Source organism: Pantoea sp. X-Soil-ISGK-355, from assembly GCF_059730805.1.
Genome location: NZ_AP035971.1, coordinates 369,370 through 393,702 on the forward strand (window position 1 = coordinate 369,370; position 24,333 = coordinate 393,702).

Below are 24,333 nucleotides of genomic sequence, written 5' to 3' on the forward strand. Positions count from 1 at the left end.
GGCCCGCGAGACACTTGCCTTTATAGCGAACAGGCTATAGCATCATTTATAGCTTATTCGCTATAAGGATGTTGCGATGTGGGATGTGGATACAACCAAAAGATTTGATGAGTGGTTTAAGGCCCAGAGTGAGGAACTGAAGGAGGATATGCTCGCCGCGATAGTTATCCTGTCTGAGTATGGGCCGCATTTAGCGAAGCCGTTTGCTGATACCGTAGACGGCTCTGATTTTCCGAATATGAAAGAATTAAGAGTACAGCATCAAGGCAAACCGATAAGGGCCTTCTTTGCTTTTGATCCTTCTCGCCGTGGCATTGTGTTGTGTGCAGGCGATAAAACCGGGGTTAAGGAAAAGAAATTCTATAAAGATATGATCAAATTGGCAGATGCTGAATTCCGCAAATATTTGAATGGAGGGGATAATGGCTAATTTAAAAGAGCTGATGGCAAATCAAAGTCCGGAGAGTCGCGAACGCATTGCCAAAAAAGTCGATGCAATGCGGCAGGCTATCGCGCTACACATGTTGCGCGAAGAACTTAACCTGTCACAGACAGAGATGGCGCAGGCAATGGGTGTGAAACAGCCAACTATCGCCAGAATGGAACAGGCTGATAATGATCCCCGCCTTTCTACGCTGAAGCGTTACGTTACGGCTCTGGGAGGCGAGATAAGTATCGATGTCAAATTGCCGACAGGCAAAAGAATAGCTTTTGATCTGTGATTAAATGAGAGAAGCCACATTAACGTGGCTTCTCTCTTTCCAACCCGTTACACCTCTTCCGATGCCTCGCGCTTCATCTCATCATGGGGTACATCATCCAGAATCTGCTCAAAGCTGCGCAGACGCTTGTAGATCGACATCAGTTCGATCAGCGTCGACCAGGAGGCGATCAGATACTGGAACGAGCCACGCACCTGATCAAACACGTTGGTAATCTGGTTAAGTAAGCCCAGCGTAATAGTGCCTGCCACAATCGACGGGAAAAGCAGGAACAGACCAAACACGTTATCGACCTGCAGATAGAGAATGCGGGTGATGTTGAAGTAGAGATAGTGGAAGTAGAGACGGAAGTAGTTAACCCGCACCCGGCTAAACAGTTCCTGTACGGTCTGCGGTTGTGCACGATCGGCATTGTCTTCGCCGTAGACCAGCTCTTTACGGTAGGCGGCTTCAACCCGCTGATTACGGAACTCCAGCCCTGGCAGCTTAATTCCGACCAGCGCCAGCAAGCCGGTGCCGAATACAGACCAGAGCACTGCGGCAATTACCAGCGCGTAAGGAATATTGCCGAGGAACGGGATATCTTTTACGTGATGTGACAGCGCCACCAGTACCGGCAAAAACGCCACCAGCGTCATAATCGCCTGAATAAAACTGACACCCCAGTTTTCCAGCGTCGTTGCAAACCGCATGGTGTCTTCCTGCACACGCTGTGCGGCACCTTCCACATGACGCAGCCGCTGCCAGTTGTGCATGTAGTAGTTATTCATGGCGGTACGCCAGCGGAAAACCCAGTGGCTGATAAAGAAGGAGTTGAGAACGCCAATCACCACCGCAATTAAGGCAATGCCGAGAAACGCGATAACCTGATGGTAAAACTCGGCAATCTGCACCGATCCCGCTTTGGTCAGCGCTTTCTGTATCAGATCATAGAACGGACCATACCAGGCATTAATAGCCACCCCCACCTGCACGCCAAACCAGGTGACAAAGATAATCAGCGCGGAACCCCACACTGACCAGCGTTGCCACGGATGGGCATCAATCAGCCGCCAGGCCAGGGCAAAAATGGCGACCATTATCCAGTAATAGAGATAAAACCAAATCTGACTCGCGGCGATAAAACGTGCCGCTGTGGTCGGTAAAGGTTCTTTCATTGCCGCTTCAAAAGTCGGCCACATGCCGGGCAGATGCGCGGCAAAGCCGAACCAGGCAAAAATCGCTACTAAGCTCCAGACAGCCGCAGAGCTGAAAAACAGCGCTGGCCGCGGAAAAAAAGACTTAAACATAGGCACTCCGCTGTTGTGTGTTGCCTGTTATAACGTTTTTGACGTGGCGCTGTCTGTAGTCTGTTGTTTCTGCTCATGACAGGACGGTGATAGATGTTAATGAAATTGTGCGGTTTTGTTTCGTGGAACTAAATCTTTGTGAATGGCAGTGTTACAATATGCTGGATTGTTACCGGTAACAAGCCAGATGCTACCCTGAATTTGCTGATAAAAACCATTACAACGCAACCATTTATTTTTCATACCGCCGGATAGGGCGGGAATGAGGCAATGTCATGTCAGAACAAAAAAAAGGTCATTCACGCAGGGATTTTTTGCTGAAGACGATTACCCTGGCGCCTGCAATGGCGGTAGGTTCCACGGCGATGGGCGCGCTCTCTCTGCCGCTCGCCGCACAGGCGGCTGAAACCCCGGCCGCGCCACAGCAGGCGCGTGATTACCAGCCGAACTGGTTCACCGCCGAAGAGTTCGCCTTTATCACGGCCGCCGTAGCGCGTCTGATCCCCAGTGATGAACGCGGGCCGGGTGCGCTGGAAGCCGGCGTGCCGGAGTTTATTGATCGTCAGATGAACACGCCGTATGCCACAGGCTCGAACTGGTATATGCAGGGGCCGTTTAATCCCGATCTGCCGAAAGAGCTGGGCTATCAGTTGCCGCTGGTGCCACAGCAGATCTACCGTCTCGGGCTGGCCGATGCCGACAACTACAGTAAAAAGCAGCACGGCAAGGTGTTCGCCGAGCTCAGCGGCGAGCAGCAGGATGCCTTACTGCAGGCGATGGAGAGTGGCAGTGCGGAATTCAGCCAGCTGCCAGCAAAAGTTTTCTTCAGCTTCCTGCTGCAGAACACACGCGAAGGCTTCTTCAGCGATCCCATCCACGGCGGGAATCAGGGCATGGTCGGCTGGAAGCTGATCAACTTCCCTGGCGCACGCGCCGACTTTATGGACTGGGTAGAGCGCGGCGAACGGTATCCGTTCCCGTCAGTGTCGATTCGCGGGGAGAGAAGCTAAGCATGGCTAACGAAATGAAAAAAGTGGATGCGGTGATTGTCGGCTTCGGCTGGGCAGGCGCGATTATGGCGAAAGAGCTGACCGAAGCGGGCCTTCACGTGCTGGCGCTGGAGCGCGGACCGCATCGCGATACCTATCCTGATGGCTCCTATCCGCAGTCCATTGATGAGCTGACCTATAACGTTCGCAAAAAGCTGTTCCAGGATCTCTCTAAAAGCACCGTAACCATTCGTCATGACGCCTCGCAGACGGCTGTTCCCTATCGCCAGCTGGCGGCGTTTCTGCCAGGCACCGGCACAGGTGGCGCAGGTCTGCACTGGTCCGGCGTTCATTTCCGTGTCGATCCGGTTGAACTGCGAATGCGCAGCCATTACGAAGAGCGCTATGGTAAGAACTTTATCCCGGAGGGCATGACGATTCAGGATTTCGGCGTCAGCTACGATGAGCTTGAGCCGTTCTTCGACAAGGCAGAAAAAGTCTTTGGCACCTCCGGCAGCGCCTGGAGCATTAAGGGGAAGGTGGTCGGCAAAGATAAAGGCGGCAACCCGTTTGCGCCGGATCGCTCCGATAACTTCCCGCTGCCCGCGCAGAAGCGTACTTATTCAGCGCAGCTGTTTGCTCAGGCCGCTGAGTCGGTCGGCTATCATCCTTACGATCTGCCGTCCGCCAACACATCGGGCCCTTATACCAACACCTATGGCGCGCAGATGGGGCCATGCAACTTCTGCGGTTACTGCAGCGGCTACGCCTGCTACATGTATTCCAAAGCGTCGCCTAATGTGAACATCCTGCCCGCGCTGCGTCAGGAGCCGAAGTTCGAGCTGCGCAATAACTCTTATGTGCTGCGGGTTAATCTCAGCGATGACAAAACGCGCGCGACCGGCGTGACCTATGTGGATGGGCAGGGTCGCGAGCAGGTCCAGCCCGCTGACCTGGTGATCCTCTCCGCCTTCCAGTTCCATAATGTGCATCTGATGCTGCTGTCGGGCATCGGTAAACCGTACAATCCGATCACTAACGAAGGCACCGTAGGCCGCAACTTCGCCTATCAGAACCTCTCCACGCTCAAGGCGCTGTTTGATAAAAACACCACCACCAATCCGTTCATCGGTGCGGGTGGCGCGGGCGTCGGCATTGATGATTTCAATGCGGATAACTTCGACCACGGGCCGCTGGGCTTTGTCGGCGGTTCGCCATTCTGGGTCAACCAGGCGGGTACCAAACCGATCTCCGGTCTGCCGGTGCCAGCGGGCACACCTAACTGGGGCAGCCAATGGAAAGCGGCGGTGGCGGATACCTACACCCACCATCTGTCGATGGATGCGCACGGCGCACACCAGTCCTATCGCGCTAACTACCTCGATCTCGATCCTCACTATAAAGATGCCTATGGACAGCCGCTGCTGCGCATGACCTTTGACTGGCAGGAGAACGACATCAAGATGGCGCAGTTTATGGTCGGTAAGATGCGCAACATCGCCGAAGCGATGAACCCGAAGATGATCATCGGCGGCGCGAAAAAGCCGGGCACCCATTTTGACTCCACGGTGTATCAGACCACCCACATCAGTGGCGGGGCGATCATGGGCGACGATCCCAAAACCAGTGCGGTGAACCGTTATCTGCAAAGCTGGGATGTGCCAAATGTGTTTGTACCGGGCGCATCCGCCTTCCCGCAGGGACTGGGTTATAACCCGACCGGCATGGTGGCGGCGCTGACCTACTGGTCAGCCAAAGCGATTCGCGAGCACTACCTGAAAAACCCTGGTCCACTGGTGCAGGCATAAGGAGATGGCGATGAAAAATGGCATTCTGGCTCTGATTCTTGGCTCCCTGTCGTTCGCCGTACTGGCGGATAGCAGCCAGGACGATCTGGTTAAACGCGGTGAGTATCTGGCGCGCGCCGGTGACTGTGTGGCCTGCCACACCAGCAAAGGCGGCGCAGCGTTTGCCGGTGGTCTGCCGATGGCAACACCGATTGGCACCATCTACTCCACCAACATCACGCCCGATGGCGACACCGGTATTGGTGAATACAGCTACGACGACTTTCAGAAAGCGGTGCGTCACGGCGTGGCGAAAAATGGCGATACGCTCTATCCGGCGATGCCATTTCCTTCCTACGCGGTGGTCAGCGATGAGGATATGAAGGCGCTTTATGCCTATTTCATGCATGGCGTTGCGGCGGTTAAGCAGCCAAACCGGGAGAGCGACATTCCCTGGCCGCTGTCGATGCGCTGGCCGCTGGCGATCTGGCGCGGCATTTTTGCGCCCGATGTAAAAGCGTTCCAGCCTGCCGCCCAGGAAGATCCGGTGCTGGCGCGGGGTCGCTATCTGGTTGAAGGACTGGGCCACTGTGGAGCCTGTCACACGCCGCGCAGCATCACCATGCAGGAGAAGGCGCTGACCAACGAGGAGGGCAGCGACTATCTGGCGGGTAGCAGCGCGCCGATTGATGGCTGGACCGCCAGCAACCTGCGCGGTGACAACCGTGACGGGCTGGGACGCTGGAGCGAAGAGGACCTGCGTCAGTTCCTGCGCTATGGCCGCAACGATCACACCGCTGCTTTCGGTGGCATGACCGACGTGGTGGAACACAGTCTGCAGCACCTGAGCGAGGCCGATATCACCGCCATTGCGCGCTATCTGAAGTCGCTGGGTGCAAAAGATCCGCATCAGGCAGCCTTCAGCGTCGATGATGCCACCGCCAAAGCGTTGTGGAAAGGTGATGACAGTGCGACGGGTGCAGCCACCTACGTCGACAGCTGTGCGGCGTGCCATAAAACCGATGGCAGCGGTTATAAACGTTTCTATCCGGCGCTGCGCGGTAATCCGGTGGTGCTGGCGGACGATCCGACCTCACTGATTCATATCGTGCTGGTGGGCGGACAGTTGCCTGGCGTCAATGGCGCGCCGTCGACGATTACCATGCCAGCATTCGGCTGGCGTCTTGACGATCAGCAGGTGGCAGACGTAGTGAACTTCGTGCGCAACAGCTGGGGCAATAAGGCGACAGAGCAGGTCAGCGCGAAACAGGTCGCGGCGCTGCGTAAAGATGAGAAAGACCGGCTGGGCAGTGCGGATATCAACGTACTCGAAGGCAAATAACCGGCAGTAATAGAGGCCGTCATCATCAGGATGACGGCCTTTTCTTTTAGATATTCTCCAGATCGATTCCGCGCGTTTTCGGCCCGTAAATCCCTACTGACAGCATCACCATCACCATGCTCAGCACGATAAAGGTAATTACACCTGGCGTTCCTGCGTACTGCAATATCATCCCGATGAGAATACTGCTGAAGACCGTTGAGAGGCGGCTGAAGGAGTAGCAGAAGCCGACTGCCCGCGCCCGAATGTGGGTGGGGAAAATCTCGGTCTGATAGGCGTGGAAGCTGAAGGTCAGCCAGGCGTTGGACCAGGTGATCAGGAAGCCGCACAGAATCAGCAATACCGGCTGCGTCTGGAAAGCAAAAAGCGTACCGAACACCACCGTCATCAGCGACGACAGGACGATCTGCCACTTATTTTCCATTTTGTCAGCGTAGCGGCTGCAAATCAGCGATCCCAGCGGATAGGCCAGGGTGATGAAGAAAGCATAGAGCAGGCTGTGCGTCACCGTGGCTCCACGGCCTGACAACAGCGCAGGCAGCCAGTTACCAAAGCCGAAAAAGCCGATTGCCTGAAAAAAATTCATCACCACCAGCATCAGAGTGCGCTTGCGGTAAGCAGGAGACCAGATCTCGCTGAAGCGTCCCTTTCTGGGCAGTTTTGCCGCTGCATCCTCAGCTGAAAACGCGGGTCCGGCCGGGATGCCGCAGCGTTGCTCCATCATTGACAGCACGTCATGTGCCTCCTGATGACGACCCTGCTGCGCCAGCCAGCGTGCTGACTCCGGCAGATTTCTGCGCACCAGCCAGATCACCAACGAACAGACCGCGCCCGCGATCACTACCCAGCGCCAGCCTTCCAGACTGAGCAGCGTTTGCGGAATCAGCCAGCAGGACATCAGCGCCACCGCAGGCACCGACAAAAACTGCACGAAAAAGGAGAAGGCAAAAGCGCGGCTTCGCAGATGGCTCGGCACCCATTCCGACAGGTAAGTATCAATAGTCACCAGCTCGACGCCCAGCCCGATCCCCACCAGAAAGCGGAACAGAATGATCATCTCCGCGCTCTGCTGGAACGCCATCAGCAGCGAAAACAGCCCATACCACAGCAGCGCACACATAAAGGTGAGACGGCGACCAAAGCGGTCAGCATAGGGCGCCAGCAGGCTGGCCCCGAAAAACAGACCGAGAAAAGTGGCTGAGGCGAAGGCCGCCTGATCGGAGAAGCCCAGCACGCCTGCCGCACCCGTGTGAAATACGCCCGCCGACAGCAGGCCGGTACTGATGTAGCCGGTTTCAAACAGATCATAAAGCTCAAAAAAGCCGCCCAGCGCCAGCAGCGTAATAAAGCGCCACAATCCGGCGGAGGAGGGCAGCGCATCAACGCGTGCGGCTAAGCTGTTACGGGCCGCCGATGAAGCGTGCATCGGCGGCAGGCTGGTGGAGGAGGTGGTCATGTCAGCGTGAACCTCAGGCAGTGTGGAGACGACTCGCAGCCGGTCGGAGGCTTATTAAAATAGTTAACCGTTAGCAAGCGAAGAAAGAGCAGAATAGTCAATTCATTCGCCAATGCCGAGAGCGTCGTTGCTGACGATTTAGCAACATACGTTGCAGGTTTTGCCATTCATCGCAGATCAACTCCGGCAGTTGTGATCAGGCCAGGATCTGTTTGCAAGCTCAGAGCTGTCTCTCAGCCCGGTAACGCGGTAGCAGGCCCGTATGGATGCAAATGACGTAACTGCGCTAGCATAGCCTTGCTTTGTTACCTCTTCTTCATGGATGCAGAAAAGCTGAGCTGAAGAAGCTGACACAATCAGGGAAAGATAAGGTGTAACGTGAGTTTTTTGACGAGCTGAAAGCATCGCTGAAAGAAGCTGTTGAGATCAAAAACGGTGCCAAAGAGCCAGGTCGTGTTACCCGCTATGCGGTGGCCGACGTGAAGACTATCCGGGCACTCAATCCATGCCCAGATATCCCGCCAGCCGGAAAAGCGAGAAAGCGCCACCGATAATGCCCGCATCGGTGGCACGGTGCCTTAAGGCAATTTCGGCCAGACGCCGGGTCCAATCGGCAGACCCAGCAGATACCACACCAGCAGCAGCGCTATCCAGCTGATAAAGAACACCAGCGGATAGGGGAAGATCAGCACGTAATAGGTCCCAAGCTGCGCATCTTTCTGGTAGCGCTGCAAAAAAGCCAGGAACAGCGGCAGAAACGGAGACATCGGTGCCAGCGGCAGCACGGCGGAGTCGGCGATGCGGAAAATCATCTGGGCAAAGGCGGGATGGAAGCCGAGCAGCATAAACATCGGCACAAAGACCGGCGCCAGAATCGACCAGATGGCTGAACCGCTGGCGATAAACATGCAGAGAAACGCCGACAGGAACATCAGGCCGAGAAAAGCGGGCGCGCCGCTGACGCCTGCGCTCTCCAGCACATCAGTCAGCCCGATCGCCATGAATTTGCCCATGTTGCTCCAGTTGAAGAACGCCACGAACTGCGACAGCGGAAACACCATCACGATAAAACCCGCCATGCCCTTCATCGGATCGACCAGCAGCTGCGGGATATCATCCGGACGGCGGATCTGTCGGGTGACCACGCCATAAGCAATCGCCACCACAAAGAAGAACAGAATGATGATTGGCACAATGCCCTGAATAAAAGGCGAGGGAATAATGGCGCCGGTGGCGGGATTGCGCAGCGGCGCATGTTCCGGCACCACCAGCAGCGCCATCAGGGCGATAAACAGCAGCGCGGCGATCCCGGCAGCCCGCAGACCGCGGTTTTCAAGCGGCGTCAGCGCCGCCAGCTTCTCGCCGTTGCCCTGCCACTTTGGCAGTCGCGGCTCGACAAATTTATCGGTCAGCAGCGCGCCCACAATCGTCAGCACAATCACCGACGTGGCCATAAAGAACCAGTTATCGATGACGCTGACATGCACCGTGTCGCTGACCGCTTTAGCCGCTTCAGTGCTGATGCCCGAGAGCAGCACATCGGTGGTGACAATCAGCAGGTTGGCGGTAAAGCCAGAGGCCACACCGGCAATCGCGGCCAGCAGGCCCGCCACCGGATGACGCCCTACCGCCAGGAAGATCAGCGCACCCAGCGGCGGCATCACTACCAGCGCGGCATCCGAGGAGATATGGCTGAAGAAAGCGATAAACAGCACCATGTAGCTGGCATAACGGCGGCTGACGCGTGACGCCATCTTCACCATCAGCGACTGGAGCAGGCCGACCTTTTCCGCCAGTCCGGCACCAATCACCAGCGCCAGAATCGATCCCAGCGGTGTAAAGCTGCTGAAGTTCTTAATGATATTGGGCAGGATCCACTGAATGCCTGCGACGCTCAGCAGGTTATTCACCCGCACGATTTCGCCGTTGCTCGGGTTCTTCACAGCCAGATCCAGCGCGCTGATAATGGCGGTCGCCACCATCAGCACCACGATCAGATAGACAAACAGTAAAAACGGGTTGGGGACTTTATTGCCCACACGCTCGATCCAGCTGAAAAGCCGGCCAGGGCTGCGGTTCCCGGATGTTGCTTCCATGGTATTGATTCTCGTCTTGTGTTCCCCTTATCGGTGGAGGCCCGGTCTGACGCCCGTCGTGATATACAACAGGCGGTGAGTTCAGAGTCGGCTCCGCTGAATCAGGGAAGTGTTTGCAATATTTTTTATAGTGGTCCGCGTCAGAGACACGGCCGTTGGCTCATTCGGCCAGTTTTGTGGGTATGATCCCCGCCGGGATAGGGCAGATATAAGGCTGCGCGGCGCGTACCCGTTCAAACTCGGCCCTGCAGCCAGCCAGTGCCTGCGGATCCGTTAACAGCGTTAACACCGTGGCCGCCATCACTTTACTCGCCAGAAACATCCCCTTATGCCCGATACTGGTGCGACCCTGCGCCACCAGTTGCCAGGTGTGCAGCGGCGTGCCGAAGGTAAAGCAGGGCGCAAAGCACTGTGCGGTCGGCGTTACCCAGCTGACATCGCCGACATCGGTGGAGCCATAAAGCAGCTCACGCGTGACCGCATAGGGCGCAACCTCATCCATAAACAGTTTGTCGCCCAGCTGTTCAGCCCAGGCATACCCGGCTTCGCCACCGGTGCGGGCGACATTGAGCCGGGCATTGCGCAGATCGTCATCGGTCAGGGTGGCACGCAGTTCGGCCGCAAACGCGCGCTCTTCGTCGCTGTAGTCGGGCAAACCAAACTGATGCAAATAACGCTCCATGACCGCTTCCAGCGCGCGATTCGGCACGTAATCCGAGCAGGCTTTGTCAAAACGTACGGTCAGCGTGGTGTCGGTCATCAGCGCTGCACCCCTGGCGATATTGATCACCCGTTCATAAATCGCCTGCGCCTGTGGCAGTTCCGGGGCGCGGATCAGGTAGAGCACCTCCGCATCGGCCTGCACCACGTTCGGCGATACACCGCCGCTGTTGGTGATGGCGTAGTGCAGACGTGCCTCCTGAACAATATGCTCGCGCAGAAAATTGGCCCCGGTATTCATCAGCGTGACGGCATCCAGGGCGCTTCGGCCCAGATGGGGAGAATTGGCCGCGTGCGCCGCAACCCCTTTGAAGCTGAACGCCGCCTGAATATTGGCGAGGGTACGCAGATTGAACATGCCGCTGAACCCCTCCGGATGCCAGGTCACGGCGGCATCAACGTCGTCAAACAGCCCTTCGCGCACCATAAAAGTCTTGCCCGAACCGCCCTCTTCGCCAGGGCAGCCGTAAAAGCGCACCGTGCCACCCGTGTGATGCTGTTCCATCCAGGCTTTCACGGCGCAGGCCGCCGCAACACCTGCCGTGCCGAGCAGGTTGTGACCGCAGCCATGGCCGTTGCCGTTGGCTTCCAGCGGTTGTGGCCGGGCGCAGCCCGCCTGCTGACTCAGGCCCGCCAGCGCATCGAACTCGCCAAGGATGGCAATCACCGGCTTGCCGCTGCCCGCACTGGCGATAAACGCCGTATCGATGCCACCCACGCCGCGTTCCACTCTGAATCCCTCTTCTGCCAGCGCATCAGAAAGCAGGGCTGACGAGCGGGTTTCGGCAAAGCGGGTCTCCGGTGTGTCCCAGATGGCGTCGCTGAGCGTGCTGAAACGAAGCTGATGACGATGGATATAGTCGGCAATAAAGTCTTCCATCATCGTGAGCCCCTATACTGCGCCTGGTTCAGCGCCAGGGTGGCCAGCAGTGTGATAGCGTCCGGCATGACCCGCTCGTCAAAGTCGAATTTCGCGTTGTGATGGCCCGCCGCCAGCGCGCAGCCAAAAATAACGTAAGAGGCCTGGCCGCCGCGCTCTTTGACTCGCTCCATCATGTAAGTCGCATCTTCTGACCCTGCCGCCTGCGCTTTACGATCGACCACCGAGTCGAAGATACCGAGCGCGTCTGCCTGCTGATGGATGAAATCGACCCACGGCTGCGTCGGCGTACAGCTGCGCGCGGCACCCATCAGTGAAACCTGCTGCTCAACGCCATACATCGCCGCTGCACCGGCAATCACCCGCAGCGCCTGCTGATAAATATCGTCGTTAACCTGATTGGTCACGCCACGGGTTTCGACTTTCAGCAGGGCGCAGTCGGCCACCACGTTACGGCCGGTTCCGGCCTGCAGCACGCCCACGTTGACCCGCGCCACGCCGCCGCTGTGCTGGGTTAAACCATGCAGCGCCAGCGTTGCCTGTGCGGCGGCCAGCAGGGCATTACGCCCCTCTTCAGGACGACCGCCCGCATGGGCACCGACGCCGGTAAAGTGAACATCCAGCTTGGTAGTGGCGAGGAAGCTGTCGCTGCCGCACACCACTTCGCCTGCCGGTACGCCGGTGCCGATATGAATCGCGGTGAAGCGATCAACGTCATCGACCACGCCCGCCGCCACCATCGCTTTTGCGCCGCGCACACCCTCTTCGGCGGGCTGGAAGATCAGTTTAATCGTACCGCTGAGCTGATCTTTCATCGCCATCAGCACCGAGGCGAGACCCAGCCCGATAGTGGTGTGGCCGTCATGCCCGCAGGCGTGCATCATGCCTGCGTTGCAGGAGGCGAACCCTTCACGTTGCGGCAGATGATCGTCAGCCTGGCTCTCGTTGAGATCCAGGGCATCCATATCGACGCGGAAGCCCATCACCGGGCCGGGACGGCCGGTCTCGAGCGTTGCCACGATGCCGCAGAATCCGCCGGAGAAGTGGCTGATCCACTGCGGCAGCGCGCCCTGTTGCAGCGCGCGCGCTTCCTGCTGCTTCAGCACCGCCTCGTCGGGCAAGCCCATCCGCGCGTCAGCGTCGATGACCTCACGGCCCAGCTTCAGTTGATAACCGAGCTTATGCAGCTCTTCAGCGACTAAGGTGGCGGTGCGGAACTCCAGCCAGCCCGATTCGGCATAGTGATGGAAGTCGCGACGCCACTGTTGCAGCTGTGGCAGCCGGGCGCTGACGTGGTCTGAAAGGGGTTTCATCGGCTCTCTCCTCGTTGTTGATTTTTTATGCACTGTTCCGAATCTACACAATGGTATTGACCGGCATAAGATGCGAATATCTTGTGACTGATAAACAACGGTTATCGCAAAATTATGTCTGCCAATCTCAAGCTCCATCAGCTGCGCGCCTTCACTGACGTGGCGCGACAGGGCAGTATCCGGGCGGCAAGCCGTCTTTCCGGGCTGTCACAACCGGCGTTAACTAAAGCGATTCAGGAACTGGAGCGCGAGCTGGGGGCAAAGCTGTTTATCCGCCGTCAGCAGGGCGTAGTGTTAACCGATATCGGTGATAACTTTTTTCGGCATGCCAGCCTGGTGCTGGCAGAGCTGCGGGTCGCCGAAGAGGATATTCAGCAGCGGCTGGGACTGGGTGGCGGTCAGGTGAATATCGGCGTTGGTGGCAGCGTGGCGCGCACCATTATGCCGCAGGTGATTAACCAGTTTCATCGCGAATACCCGCTGGTGAAGGTGCGCATCGTCGAAGGCCAGCTGGTGTCGATGGTGCATGAACTGCGTCAGGGGGCACTCGATTTCACCATTAATACCTACGATCAGAGCCATCTCGATCAGGAGCTGATGTATGAGCGGATGATGGAGCGCGAGTACAAGGTAGTGGTGCGCAAAGGCCATCCGCTGGAAAAGGCGCGTTCTCTGGCGGAGTTACAGCAGGCGGACTGGACGATGCCAACGCCGAAAGGCAGTTACTACCGCTTGTTGCACGATCTGTTTGGCGAGCGCGGCATGGCACCCAAAATCGTGGTGACCTGTGAAACCTTTATGGCCTGCACCAGCCTGGTGGCGCAAAGCGATTTCATCAGTATTCTGTCGGTCGACGTGATTGACGATCCCATTCTGGGGCGGTCGCTGGTGGCGCTGACGCTCGACGAGCCCTTACCGAAAGCGATCTTCTATCTGATCCAGCGCAAAGACACCGCGCTGACGCCGATGAGCAGTTATATGGCACAACTCTTTCGGCGTTATTGTCAATGAAATCAGTGGGTAAAGTCGATCGTCTACACTATAGAGGTACTGTAAAAATCCACCCGACAAATAGAGGTTACGATGCAAGTCAGTCCTTATCTGTTTCTCTATGGCCGTTGTGAAGAGGCTATCGACTTTTATCTGCAGGCGACCGGGGGAGAGCTGCTCTCTAAAATGAAATTTGGTGATATGCCGGATCAGGGTGAGCAGGTCGGCGATCAGTCTGCCGCGCCGCAGCCGCCAGAAAAGATCATGCATGCCCAGCTGCGTATCGGTGACGGTGAGCTGATGCTGAGCGACGGCAATACTGAGAAGCCGCCCGCGTCTGAACATGCCGGTTATGCGGTCAGCCTTTCCACCACTGATGTCGAAAAGGGTAAAGCCTGGTTTGAGAAACTGTCGGCAGGCGGCAAGGTGACAACTGAGTGGCAGGAGACATTCTGGTCGAATGGATTCGCGATGTTCATTGATAAGTTCAACATTCCGTGGCGCATCAATGTCGAGAAGCCGCAGGGATAAACGACGTTCAGATGCAGGACTGAGTGGCTAAACCTGCCTCTCAAAAGTTGGCCTGGAGGAGAGCTGGCCTGGAGGCGTTAATGCCCCAGGCCAGTTCTCCTGTGCAACGGGCGTTTTTTCAGCCGCCCGTCATCATTATCAGAAGTTATAACCCGCTACCAGGTAGTAACCCCAGCCAGTCGATTTCACTTCAAATGGCCCTTTGCCGAAGTTCAGCTCCTGACCATCCGCCCACTGTCCGCCGTTGTGGAAGTAACGCGCCACTGCAGAAATATGCCAGTGATCGTAACCCAGTGACAGAATGTGGCTGGAGGCGATAGAGTTGCTGGTGCGTGATGAACCGCCTTTCTCGTTGAGGTCAGAACCCCAGTCGAAGTTGGTGAAGCCCACATAGCCCAGATTACCGCCCCACAGCGTGGTGATTGGCACGAAGTATTTCACCTTGAAGCGATAGCCATCCCAGCTGTTTTCGTTTGCCGCGCCGTAATTTTCCCACTGATATTTGGCGTAGACGTTCAGCGACAGGCCGACATCGCTGTGCGTATCGATATCGGTGCCCAGACCCATATACCAGGTGTTCTGGCGGTTGTCGCTGTTGCGGCCCATATCGTAGATATAGTTATTGGCGAAATACCACTCTTTGAACGGGCCAAAGGCCAGGCTGGTGCCGGTTAGCTTATCGATAGAGAAGCGCGGTTCAATCTCCATAAACATCGGTGAACCGTGGTCGAACACGCCGTTGGCATTGCTGTTGCCCACGCCGAAGAAGTTAGGCACGTCCAGATAGCCGTAGAAATCGAACCACTCTTTCTTCGCAAACGCTTCATATTCCAGATAAACGTCGTTATTAAATTGCGGTCCGAAACGCGTGTGGTAGCTGCCTACCACGTTCACGCTCTGATGCCACCAGTCGGAGACATACTGTGGATCGCTTTCAGCGGCCTGCGCAGCACCACTCAATGAACATGCCAGCACGGCACCTGCTATCAACGTTTTATATTTCATTATTATCAGCCACATGCTTTTGACCGCCGCACACCAGACGCAGTCAGAGAGAAATCGGTCCCTTGATGGGAATGAGGGTTTCACAGCGAATAACAACCCGTTCTTCAGCCCGCGTAGCGTGCCTGTAACAGATCGATAGAAAATAGATTTTGCTCACGTTTGTCAAAAAGTGTTGCATTACAATTCAGCTAAAATGTGACGAACTTCACAATAACGATGTGGATCGAACGGAACCAGGCAACCGTTTACGTTGTCTGGTTCGTGATCAAACAGGCGGGATCAGGGAAGGGTGACGCGAACCTGCAAACCACAAACAGCACCCTGTGGTGTCAGGCAGTTGGTAAGGGCAACGTGGATCTGATGTTTCTGTGCGACGTTACGCACAATGGAGAGTCCCAGCCCGCTGCCCTGGGCTTTAACGTCAGGCGAACGGGTAAAACGGTCGAACGCGCGTTCGATAAAGGATTCCGGCATGCCCGGTCCGTTATCGACAATATCGACCACCGTTTTGCCCGCCACCCGATGCAGCAGCACATCGACCAGGCTGCCTTCCGGCGTGTGCAACATAGCGTTACCAATCAGGTTGTCGAACAGGCTGCGCAATTCAGAACGGCTGGCCTGCAGACGGTACTGCGTGGAGCCATTAAAGCCGATATCAATGCCGCGTTTGTCCGCCACCACCATCAGCTGCTCAATGCTCTCTTTCAGCAGATCGTCCAGTTCAATATGCTCCACGCTGGACACCACGCTCTGGTCATCCTGGCGTGAGACATTGAGTAACTGTGTGACCAGGTGACGGGTGCGCGTGACGCCCGCTTCCAGCTGGCTGAACTGACGGCTCGCTTCGCCTGGCTGAATATGCTGACGCAGGTTTTCCAGCTGTAACGTCACCGCTGTTACCGGCGTACGCAGCTCATGGGCAGCATCTTCCAGGAACTGACGCTGCGACGACCAGGCGTCACGCAGCTTACTCAGCAGCGAGTTGTAAGCGGCTACCAGCGGCAGGATCTCATCCGGTAAGCCCTCAGGTGAAACATTGTGCGGATGATGTGTCTCCTGCGCCGCAATCTGACGTGAAGCGACCTGCAGATCCCGGGTGATCTTGCGCACCACCAGCCAGATCACCAGCAGCGACAGCGGCATCATCAGGATCATCGGAATGATCGCCGACAGCGCCCGCTTAACCATCGAGGCTTTCATGTAGCTGAGGTTGTGCATCACCTGGATGGTTTTGATCTCGCTGCCGGGCATGCCGGGCCGGGTAAAAATACGCCATTCACAGTCGTCGCACTGACCCACATGCACATCGTGATATCCGCGCTGATTTTGCAGCGGAGCCTGTAACTCCGGCCATGAGCTGGCCCGCAACTGGCCCTGATCGTCCCAGAGCTGAACTACAAAGGCGCTTTTTGCTTTGTCCGGCGCAATGAGCATCGGCATCAGGGCGGGCATCTGTTTATTAGTGGACCAGGCATCAGCGATTTTTGCCAGCTGATCGTCCTTCATGGTACCGACCATATCGCCGTAACAGCTGAAGAAATACCATGTGACGCCGCCGATCATCAGCAGGTGAATAACCAGCAGCGTAGAGAGAAGTTTGTTGCGCAGTGAGCGCATAAAGCGGAAAGGTTTCATATTGCCGGAACCCGCCAACCCAGCCCGCGCACGTTACGGATCACGTCGTTGTCGAGCTTGCGACGCATGCCGTGGATCAGCACATCTACTGCATTGCTGCTGACCTCATCGCCCCAGCCGTAGATACGGTTTTCCAGCTGTTCGCGCGACAAGATCGCACCTGGCCGCTCCAGCAGCGCGTAGAGCAGGGCATATTCCCGCGCCGTCAGCTGCTCGCGCTGGCCTTTGTAGAGTACCTCGCGGGTCATCATATCCAGCTGGACATCGCCGCTGCCCAGCACCGAGTCTGCTGCGCCGTGGCTGCGTCGCGTAATGGCACGCATCCGGGCCATGACTTCCTGGAGATCGAACGGTTTAAGCAGGTAGTCGTCCGCACCGCTGTCGAGTCCCTGTATCCGCTGCGCCACGGTGTCGCGTGCGGTAAGAATCAGCACCGGCGTCGCGTCGCCGCGCCCGCGCGCCCGGCGCAGCACCTGCAGACCGTCATCGCGCGGTAAGCCGAGATCGAGCAGCACGCAGCTGTAGCCGCCTTCGCTCCAGGCATTCTGGGCATAAACGCCATCGCGCACCCAATCTACTGACCAGCCCGCGCCCTGCAGTGCCTGTTGCAGGTTCGCGCCGATCATTTCATCATCTTCAACCAGTAACACGCGCATGGCTGATCTCCTTCATAAAGATAAGAGAGAGTTTACTCACCAATTGTTAGGCCAGAATTATCCGCCGTCATACTTCGCACTGTCGCGACGTTGGCTGCGTTTGCTCACCCCAGTCACTGACCCATGTCAGCTCCTGGGGACTCGCGCATTTGCCGCCTTGCTACAGCACGAATTATTTCGCGGATCGCCGTCACCGGTATTTTATGGAGGAGTCAGGTGGCCTGATGTTCCCATCCATATCCATTGAGATACCAGCGATTGCAAGCGTAAATGGGGTGACGTCTATTTGAGCAACATATTAATGCCAGCCATTTCAGCGGTGAAGAGTATGTCAGCCCAGGAAGCAAAAATCAGACATCAGCGCGAGTATCAGAAGCGTGTTGAAGCCGTCCGAAATGGTCAGGCTCCGGGCCGCGTGCTTGAAAAACGTCCTCAGGGTATTGTGCCTGCAAAAAGTGGACGCAGCCTCGCCTTTTTCTGATGTCACGCCGTGCTGAAATCAGCCAGGTAGTAAAATAAGCTCATCATACAGGTGGGCTTTTTTTATGACATTGCACGCTATTCCTCCCGAAGAGCAGATCCATAAACTCAACCGTTTTCTTATTGATAACGCCGGACAACTTCCGTCACCGGTTATTACTGCAGGCGGTCAGGCTGTTATGTACTGGTATCTGACCTCTCTGCATCTTTATCCTGATCAGCCTGATGTAACATCCATAACCTCAATTGATGTTGATTATGTCACCCGAAAGGAAGGCGTTGATGTGATTGCGAAACTATTCAATGTGACAGCACAGGTTCAGGGAATTTTTAATGTGCCCTCCATTACAGTACTAAGTCTGATTGATAAAAATACGGGCAGGGTCAAAGAGGATGCTCAGGGACAGTTACTCAATGAGCAACTCAATGAGGCAAATATTGTCGATATTATTAATCGGCCCACAGGCTTTAATGTCGGGGACTTTCTCAATGATAAATTGACACTCAATACAGACCCCTTTCTGGTTATGCCCGATCGACACGGCGCTGCCATGAGTCATGAATTTGTTCGGGTTCTGAACCCTGTTGCCTGTATCTGCTCTCGCCTGTCGAATGCCACTGTGCCTGGGTAAGAACAGTCTGACTGAAGCTGAGCGAATTCGGGTACTGGCTCTGCCAGCCTTTAACTTTTTGCTGGTGAAGTTACAGACATTACCTTACCGGCAGGGAAGGCGTTACGTTGATTACTCTGTCTCGTTTATCTGGGATAGAGCATTCAGACGTTTTCAGGCACAACACAAAATCCCCTTGTACCGTATTGTTGAACAATTGGTGGCTGAGCTGGAACTGGAGACCGATGACGATGTGCCACCAGGATTCTGTCAGGAGGCGTTATCTCGGAGGGATGATTTTCTGGCTCAGGAATATCAGCGCTATCTCAAACATATTGACGCCTGACAGGGCTGAATGCCCCCGTCACTTATAATGCAGAAATAAATTTGTCTGACTCAGCGATTTTTATCTTCTGCCTTTTTTCAGCAGCAATCCCTTCACGAACTTTCACACTAAAGCCCCGCTGGCCGCGCCTTTCCGCTCCCGTTTCCGCCGTTGCTAATTCTGCGCTAATTTTCTGCTAATTAAGGGATAAATTTTAGCGGGTAGAGTGGCTCCACTGCACATCAGCATCAACAGGAGGAACCATGAATCAGCGCGAGTTTATTCGGAGTTTGCTGGACTGGATTGAGAACAACTTAGGACACGATCTGCATCTGGATGAGGTGGCACGCCGCTCGGGCTATTCGCGCTGGCATCTGCAACGCCTGTTTCGCCAGCATACCGGCTTTTCACTGGCAGAATATATCCGCCAGCGTCGCTTAACCGAGTCTGCACTCAGTCTGCTAAGCAGCAACGAAGCGATATTACAGGTGGCGATGAATTACGGCTTCGATACCCAGCAGGCCTATACCCGCACCTTTAAAAACTACTTTATGATGACGCCAGGCCAGTTGCGCCGTCAGCGTCGCGTCGAGCCGGATCGGTTGCTGTTCCCTCTGGCGATGGCCAGCTGATGCCTGATAAGGCCTTCCCGTCATCGCACACAGACGGGAAGGTCGGCCCGCGCTCTGCGCCGCTCTTCTCCTGAACTTCGCCTCGCTTTTTTTGCCGGTCAGCCACAGCGATCCCGCCCGAACATGTTAGTTTGTTGCCAGCCCCCCTTACTGCCGGAGTCGGGAAACATGGAAAATGGCGCGAACTTAACCGCCATGCTGGTATTTGCACGGGTTGTGGAATTACAGAGTTTCAGCGAGGCGGCACGCGCACTTGGCCTGTCCAAATCTCACGTCAGCCGGGAAATTGCCCGTCTGGAGCTGCGGCTCGGTATCCGGCTGCTGCAGCGTACTACCCGGCGGCTGGCACTGACTGAGCTGGGTCAGGCTTACTATCCTTACTGTGTGAGGATGCTGGCTGAAGTGCAGCGCGCCGAGGCGTTTGTGCAGCAGGTGCATCAGCAGCCCACTGGGCATGCCAGGCTACAGGCGCCCGTCACTTTTGGCTGCCAGTGCGTGGTTCCCGTTCTCAATCGTTTTCTGCGCCGCCATCTGCATATTAACGTCGATCTCGATCTGACCGATCGCAATCACGATCGGCTGGACGATCAGGTCGATCTGGCGATTGTGATCCGATCCCGATCGCCGCAGCAGGGCAATTTCCGGGTACTGAGCGATATCGAGTGGGGACTTTATGCCGCGCCCGCTTACCTGGCGCAGCGACCCGCCATCACGCATCCTGAGATGTTGCCGCGCCACGACCTGCTGCTGTTTCATGGTCCGGCGCACACCGCCGCACTGCCGTTCCGCCGCGATAAACAGCGGCTGGCACTGGACGTGCGCAGCCGCTTTCGCGCCAATAACAGCATGGCGCTGCTCAATGCCGCACTGGCGGCCAGCGGTATCGCCTATCTTCCGTCCTACATGGCACAGGAGGCGATGGCGCGTGGCGACATTCAGCAACTGCTGCCGGAGTGGCAGATGGATCGCCTGCAAAGCTATCTGCTGCTGCACAACACGCCTGAACCGGCGTCGCCGGTGACACTGCTGTGCGATGCCCTGATTACGGCGCTCAATCCGGGCTGACTGTTGCCTGCTGACAACAATGAGCGCCACAGAGTAACTATTCCGCCACGACTGTTGTTACTCTGCGACTCCGGTTAGCCTGTATCCCTGATCATTCAACGGATATCCCCATGCAACAGTCACCTGAAACGGCAGAGTTTCAGCACTGGCGACGTAACTTAGCGGTCTGCGTCGTCGGCTCTTTTACCACCATCGTGGCGATGACGCTGCTGCTGCCGTTTCTGCCGCTCTATGTGCAGCAACTCGGCGTTGAGCAACCCGCCGCTATTGCCCGCTGGTCCGGGCTGGCCTATGGCGCGACCTTTTTCAGTGCCGCGCTGACTGCGCCGCTGTGGGGCAGGCTGGCTGACCGCTATGGTCGTAAGCTGATGCTGATCCGGGCCAGCCTGGGAATGGCGATTGCGATGTCGCTGATTGGCATGGCGACCGCGCCGTGGCAGCTGGTGGCGCTGCGGTTGCTGGCCGGGCTGCTGGGTGGCTACGCATCGGGATCGACCATTCTGGTGGCGGCGCAGACGCCAAAAGCGCAGACCGGCTGGGCGCTGGGCATCCTGTCATCCGGCATTATGGCAGGCAACGTAGTGGGACCGCTGCTGGGTGGCGCTTTACCGCCGCTGATCGGCATTCGTCAGACATTCTGGCTGATCGGTGCGGTCATCTTTCTCGCCTTCCTCGCGACCACCTTTTTACTCAAAGAGCAGCCACGTGCTGCTGCGACGTCGCGTGCCAGCCAGCAACCGCATCCTGAAGCAGAACCGGTGAATCACACACTGGTGCGGCTGATGTGGCTCTCCGGCATGTTGCTGATCTTCGCCAGCATGTCGATTGAACCCATTATTACGCTCTACGTGGGCGAGTTCGTGCAGGGTGACCATCAAATCACGATGATCGCCGGCCTGGTGATGTCTGCGGCGGCGCTGGGTACGGTGCTGGCGGCACCCTGGCTGGGTCGTCTGGCCGATCGGGTAGGGCACTGGCATGTTCTGACCGGCGGATTAGTGGTCAGCGGACTGCTGCTGATTCCCCAGGCGTTTATCACAGCGGCCTGGCAACTGGTGCTGCTGCGTTTTCTGATGGGGATGGCGCTGGGCGGATTGATGCCGTGCATTACGGCGATAATCCGCCATAACGTGCCGGGTTCACAGGTCGGGCGGATGCTGGGGTATTCGACGTCGGCGCAGTATATCGGCCAGGTCAGCGGTCCGCTTTTTGGTGGACTGGTGGGTGGGACATTCGGGATGCGGCCAGTGTTTCTGGCGACCTGCGCAGTGATGCTGTTTTGCGCCTGGCTCAACTGGCGCGGGATGCGTAAATAACGCGATCAAAAAAGGCGGACCGGAGTCCGCCTTAGTTTATTCACAGCGTCGTGAATTACTTCTGGTCTGGCAGGGCGTAGGCAATCACATAATCGCCCAGCTTAGTACCAAACGAACCGTGACCGCCTGCTGCGATGACAACGTACTGCTTGCCATCTACTTCATAGGTCATTGGGGTCGCCTGGCCGCCTGCTGGCAGACGCGCCTGCCATAACAGCTCGCCGGTATCGGTGCTGAACGCACGCAGGTAGTTATCTGCTGTCGCACCAATGAAGAACACCTTACCGGCAGTGGTGACAGGACCACCCAGCATCGGCATACCCATTTTGAACGGCAGCGGAACCGGTGCGCTATCGCGAACGGTACCGATACGCTGTTTCCACACCACATCGTTGGTCTTCAGATCTACCGCGGAGATGTAACCCCAGGCAGGCTGTTTACATGGCAGACCAAACGGTGACAGGAACGGATTCAGCTCGACGCCATATGGCACGCCATACTGTGGCTGAATACCGGTTTCCGTACCTGAACCACCTTCTGCGCCTTTCGGCGGCTCAATCGGATTGCCCGGGCCACGTGGAATCAGCTTCGAGACAAACGGCAGCGCCATTGGGTTAGCAATCGCAATCTGACGATGTGGATCGACGGCAATACCGCCCCATTCGAACATACCGAGGTTACCCGGGAACACCAGCGTGCCCTGCTCTGATGGCGGGGTGAACGGACCTTCATAGCGCAGGCGCTTGAAGATCACGCGGCACACCAGCTGGTCGAACATCGTCGCGCCCCACATGTCCTTGTCCGTCAGGTTCTGTTTCGGACGGAAGGTCAGCTCAGAGTAGGGCTGAGTAGCGGCAACGTGGTCGCCTTTTGCAGCACCCTGTGGCACTGGCGTTTCTGGCGCAGGGACCACTGGCTTGCCGGTACGGCGATCCAGGACAAAGATGTTGCCGGTTTTCGCTGGCGCGTAAACCACCGGTACGGTGTTGCCATCTTTATCGGTGATGTCAGCCAGGGTCGGCTGCGACGGCAGATCCATATCCCACAGGTCGTGATGCACAGTCTGATAAGACCAGACCAGCTTACCGGTGGTGGCATTCAGAGCCAGCACGCTGCTCGCATAGCGCTCCTGCTCTGGAGTGCGGTTACCGCCCCAGATATCCGGTGTGGTCACGCCCATTGGCAGATAAACGGTATCCAGTTTCGGATCGTAAACTGCCGGTGCCCATGAATTCGGTGAGTTCATGGTGAAGGTGTGTTCATCAGCCGGAATGGCATTTGGGTCTTTCGCGCCTGGATCAAATACCCACAGCAGTTTGCCGGTATTCACATCAAAACCACGGATCACGCCTGACGGCTCGCGGGTTGAGAAGTTATCGGTTACTGCACCGGCCATTACGATGGTGGTATTGGTAATGATTGGCGGCGAGGTCGGCTCATACATACCCGCAGTCGTAACAGGCTGTTTGTGTTGCAGATCCAGCTCGCCATTGACGCCAAATGTCGGGCAACGTTCGCCGGTCTCTGCGTCCAGCGCAAACAGACGACCATCGTTGACAGGCAGATAGATACGACGAGAGCAGAGAGCAGGCTGCGTATTCGCTGCATCGGCTGCTGCCGGCACTTCGTGGTAAGAAACACCGCGACAGGTCACGTGCTGGAAGGTTGGATTCACCTTCATGCCCGGATCAAATTTCCACTTCTGCTTACCGGTGGCCGCATCCAGCGCAAACAGAATCTGGTGTGGCGAACAGAGGTAAAGCGTGTCGCGGATTTTAATCGGGGTGACTTCATCGGTGATTTCACCTGGGTCGTCAGGCCCTTTCATGTCGCCCGTCTGGAACTGCCAGGCAACCTGCAACTCTTTCACGTTCTGGTGGTTAATCTGCTTCAGCGGCGAGAAACGGGTTCCCTGCTGATCGCGCGCATAAGCGGGCCAGTCAGCATCAGGAATGTTACTCAGCGGCGCAGCCTGCGGGGCGTTGTCAGCGGTTTCTGGCACTGAACCGTTTATCACCTGCGGATCGTTAAACACCGCATAGGTCAGCACGATAGCACTGGCAACCAGCGCTACAGCCATGGTCCCCAGCGCGGCTTTACTGCCCGCGTTGAAGCTGCGATAAACAAACGGCAGGATCAGCCAGACACCAAAAATCACCAGCACATCGGTGCGCGGTGCCAGTGCCCAGAAGTCTGTACCCACTTCCCATACACCCCAGATCAGGGTGCCGATCAGCAGTAGCGCATAGAGAACCAGCGCGGTGCTTTTGCGACGGGAAAGCAGATAGGCGGTGATAAGCATCACCACACCGCCGAAAACGTAATACCAGGAACCACCAATGGCGGCTAACCAGCCACCGCCAATCAGCATAAACGCGCCCGTCAGTACTGCGAACAGCACTGTCAGGAAACGAATTACGCCAAAAGATGAGGAGTTTTTCCCCATAATATCGACCTCGTTTCGTTGCCATAAAACACACGAAAACAACCAGA

Annotated in this window: 22 protein-coding genes and 1 pseudogene; 14 read left to right on the forward strand and 9 right to left on the reverse strand. The window is 56.6% G+C overall.

What is annotated here, in order from left to right:
* Window positions 1–76: 76 nt before the first annotated feature.
* Together AC6I8J_RS01595 and AC6I8J_RS01600 are read left to right on the forward strand one after the other, a co-directional pair.
* Window positions 77–430 (forward strand): type II toxin-antitoxin system RelE/ParE family toxin, encoded by a 354-nt coding sequence (locus tag AC6I8J_RS01595; protein ID WP_285086677.1) that lies wholly within the window; start codon window positions 77–79, stop codon window positions 428–430.
* Window positions 423–722, forward strand: a complete 300-nt coding sequence (locus AC6I8J_RS01600) for a helix-turn-helix domain-containing protein (RefSeq protein WP_161733580.1) — start codon at window positions 423–425, stop codon at window positions 720–722. Before AC6I8J_RS01595 ends, AC6I8J_RS01600 begins: the two co-directional genes overlap by 8 nt.
* A 47-nt stretch (window positions 723–769) precedes the next feature.
* Here the strand turns inward: AC6I8J_RS01600 and sbmA are convergent, their stop codons facing one another.
* On the reverse strand, window positions 770–2,011 hold the full coding sequence (gene sbmA / locus AC6I8J_RS01605) for a peptide antibiotic transporter SbmA (RefSeq protein WP_161733582.1): 1,242 nt from the start codon (window positions 2,009–2,011) through the stop codon (window positions 770–772).
* A 275-nt stretch (window positions 2,012–2,286) separates the two neighbouring features.
* Here sbmA and AC6I8J_RS01610 point away from each other — a divergent pair, with 275 nt between their 5' ends.
* From AC6I8J_RS01610 to AC6I8J_RS01620, 3 genes are read left to right on the forward strand one after another with little or no spacing between them, the layout of a single operon-like run.
* The gene (locus tag AC6I8J_RS01610; RefSeq protein ID WP_161733584.1) at window positions 2,287–3,021 is read left to right on the forward strand and encodes a gluconate 2-dehydrogenase subunit 3 family protein; all 735 of its coding nucleotides are present in this window, start codon (window positions 2,287–2,289) and stop codon (window positions 3,019–3,021) included.
* Window positions 3,022–3,023: 2 nt separating this feature from the next.
* Window positions 3,024–4,808 (forward strand): GMC family oxidoreductase, encoded by a 1,785-nt coding sequence (locus AC6I8J_RS01615; RefSeq protein WP_253420768.1) that lies wholly within the window; start codon window positions 3,024–3,026, stop codon window positions 4,806–4,808.
* Between the two features lie 10 nt (window positions 4,809–4,818).
* Complete coding sequence (locus tag AC6I8J_RS01620; RefSeq protein ID WP_480343484.1) at window positions 4,819–6,129, forward strand: c-type cytochrome; 1,311 nt, start codon at window positions 4,819–4,821, stop codon at window positions 6,127–6,129.
* Between the two features lie 46 nt (window positions 6,130–6,175).
* On the opposite strand, the gene AC6I8J_RS01625 is transcribed toward AC6I8J_RS01620, so the two are convergent.
* Window positions 6,176–7,585 carry an MFS transporter gene (locus tag AC6I8J_RS01625; protein WP_497825016.1) on the reverse strand — a complete coding sequence of 470 codons (1,410 nt, stop codon included), beginning with the start codon at window positions 7,583–7,585 and terminating at the stop codon, window positions 6,176–6,178.
* Between the two features lie 395 nt (window positions 7,586–7,980).
* On the opposite strand from AC6I8J_RS01625, the pseudogene AC6I8J_RS01630 reads away from it, so the two are divergent.
* Window positions 7,981–8,082 (forward strand): annotated as a pseudogene (locus AC6I8J_RS01630) (NadS family protein); the annotation flags it as partial.
* Window positions 8,083–8,163: 81 nt separating this feature from the next.
* On the opposite strand, the gene abgT reads toward AC6I8J_RS01630, so the two are convergent.
* The 3 genes from abgT to AC6I8J_RS01645 all read right to left on the reverse strand — a co-directional run bounded on the left by abgT (window position 8,164) and on the right by AC6I8J_RS01645 (window position 12,594).
* Window positions 8,164–9,681 (reverse strand): p-aminobenzoyl-glutamate transporter, encoded by a 1,518-nt coding sequence (gene abgT / locus AC6I8J_RS01635; RefSeq protein WP_497825017.1) that lies wholly within the window; start codon window positions 9,679–9,681, stop codon window positions 8,164–8,166.
* Between the two features lie 160 nt (window positions 9,682–9,841).
* On the reverse strand, window positions 9,842–11,284 hold the full coding sequence (locus tag AC6I8J_RS01640) for a M20 family metallopeptidase (protein ID WP_222924716.1): 1,443 nt from the start codon (window positions 11,282–11,284) through the stop codon (window positions 9,842–9,844).
* On the reverse strand, window positions 11,281–12,594 hold the full coding sequence (locus tag AC6I8J_RS01645) for an amidohydrolase (protein WP_222924715.1): 1,314 nt from the start codon (window positions 12,592–12,594) through the stop codon (window positions 11,281–11,283). The genes AC6I8J_RS01640 and AC6I8J_RS01645 overlap by 4 nt, the downstream gene beginning before the upstream one ends.
* A 114-nt stretch (window positions 12,595–12,708) precedes the next feature.
* Between AC6I8J_RS01645 and AC6I8J_RS01650 the strand changes: the two genes are divergently transcribed.
* Together AC6I8J_RS01650 and yjdN are read left to right on the forward strand one after the other, a co-directional pair.
* Window positions 12,709–13,605 carry a LysR family transcriptional regulator gene (locus AC6I8J_RS01650; RefSeq protein ID WP_161733598.1) on the forward strand — a complete coding sequence of 299 codons (897 nt, stop codon included), beginning with the start codon at window positions 12,709–12,711 and terminating at the stop codon, window positions 13,603–13,605.
* Window positions 13,606–13,677: 72 nt separating this feature from the next.
* Window positions 13,678–14,115, forward strand: a complete 438-nt coding sequence (gene yjdN / locus AC6I8J_RS01655; RefSeq protein WP_161733600.1) for a VOC family metalloprotein YjdN — start codon at window positions 13,678–13,680, stop codon at window positions 14,113–14,115.
* Between the two features lie 138 nt (window positions 14,116–14,253).
* Here yjdN and AC6I8J_RS01660 read toward each other — a convergent pair whose 3' ends face one another.
* The 3 genes from AC6I8J_RS01660 to AC6I8J_RS01670 all read right to left on the reverse strand — a co-directional run bounded on the left by AC6I8J_RS01660 (window position 14,254) and on the right by AC6I8J_RS01670 (window position 17,411).
* Entirely contained in the window at window positions 14,254–15,120 is an 867-nt protein-coding gene (locus tag AC6I8J_RS01660) for a nucleoside-specific channel-forming protein Tsx (protein ID WP_161733602.1), read from the reverse strand.
* Between the two features lie 279 nt (window positions 15,121–15,399).
* Complete coding sequence (locus AC6I8J_RS01665) at window positions 15,400–16,755, reverse strand: sensor histidine kinase (protein ID WP_161733604.1); 1,356 nt, start codon at window positions 16,753–16,755, stop codon at window positions 15,400–15,402.
* Window positions 16,752–17,411 (reverse strand): response regulator, encoded by a 660-nt coding sequence (locus tag AC6I8J_RS01670; protein WP_003855687.1) that lies wholly within the window; start codon window positions 17,409–17,411, stop codon window positions 16,752–16,754. Before AC6I8J_RS01670 ends, AC6I8J_RS01665 begins: the two co-directional genes overlap by 4 nt.
* A gap of 328 nt (window positions 17,412–17,739) precedes the next feature.
* On the opposite strand from AC6I8J_RS01670, the gene AC6I8J_RS01675 reads away from it, so the two are divergent.
* The 6 genes from AC6I8J_RS01675 to AC6I8J_RS01700 all read left to right on the forward strand — a co-directional run bounded on the left by AC6I8J_RS01675 (window position 17,740) and on the right by AC6I8J_RS01700 (window position 21,840).
* Window positions 17,740–17,892 (forward strand): hypothetical protein, encoded by a 153-nt coding sequence (locus AC6I8J_RS01675; RefSeq protein ID WP_497825018.1) that lies wholly within the window; start codon window positions 17,740–17,742, stop codon window positions 17,890–17,892.
* Window positions 17,893–17,956: 64 nt separating this feature from the next.
* Window positions 17,957–18,523: a hypothetical protein gene (locus AC6I8J_RS01680; RefSeq protein WP_497825019.1), complete on the forward strand. Its 567-nt coding sequence runs from the start codon at window positions 17,957–17,959 to the stop codon at window positions 18,521–18,523.
* The gene (locus AC6I8J_RS01685) at window positions 18,504–18,848 is read left to right on the forward strand and encodes a hypothetical protein (protein ID WP_497825020.1); all 345 of its coding nucleotides are present in this window, start codon (window positions 18,504–18,506) and stop codon (window positions 18,846–18,848) included. The genes AC6I8J_RS01680 and AC6I8J_RS01685 overlap by 20 nt, the downstream gene beginning before the upstream one ends.
* A gap of 242 nt (window positions 18,849–19,090) precedes the next feature.
* Window positions 19,091–19,459, forward strand: a complete 369-nt coding sequence (locus AC6I8J_RS01690; protein ID WP_013359828.1) for a helix-turn-helix domain-containing protein — start codon at window positions 19,091–19,093, stop codon at window positions 19,457–19,459.
* A 168-nt stretch (window positions 19,460–19,627) separates the two neighbouring features.
* A complete protein-coding gene (locus tag AC6I8J_RS01695; protein ID WP_497825021.1) occupies window positions 19,628–20,524 on the forward strand; it encodes a LysR family transcriptional regulator in 897 nt (298 codons plus the stop codon).
* Window positions 20,525–20,634: 110 nt separating this feature from the next.
* Complete coding sequence (locus AC6I8J_RS01700) at window positions 20,635–21,840, forward strand: MFS transporter (RefSeq protein ID WP_497825022.1); 1,206 nt, start codon at window positions 20,635–20,637, stop codon at window positions 21,838–21,840.
* 55 nt (window positions 21,841–21,895) lie between these two features.
* Here AC6I8J_RS01700 and AC6I8J_RS01705 read toward each other — a convergent pair whose 3' ends face one another.
* A complete protein-coding gene (locus tag AC6I8J_RS01705; RefSeq protein ID WP_161736361.1) occupies window positions 21,896–24,286 on the reverse strand; it encodes a glucose/quinate/shikimate family membrane-bound PQQ-dependent dehydrogenase in 2,391 nt (796 codons plus the stop codon).
* Window positions 24,287–24,333: the final 47 nt, after the last annotated feature.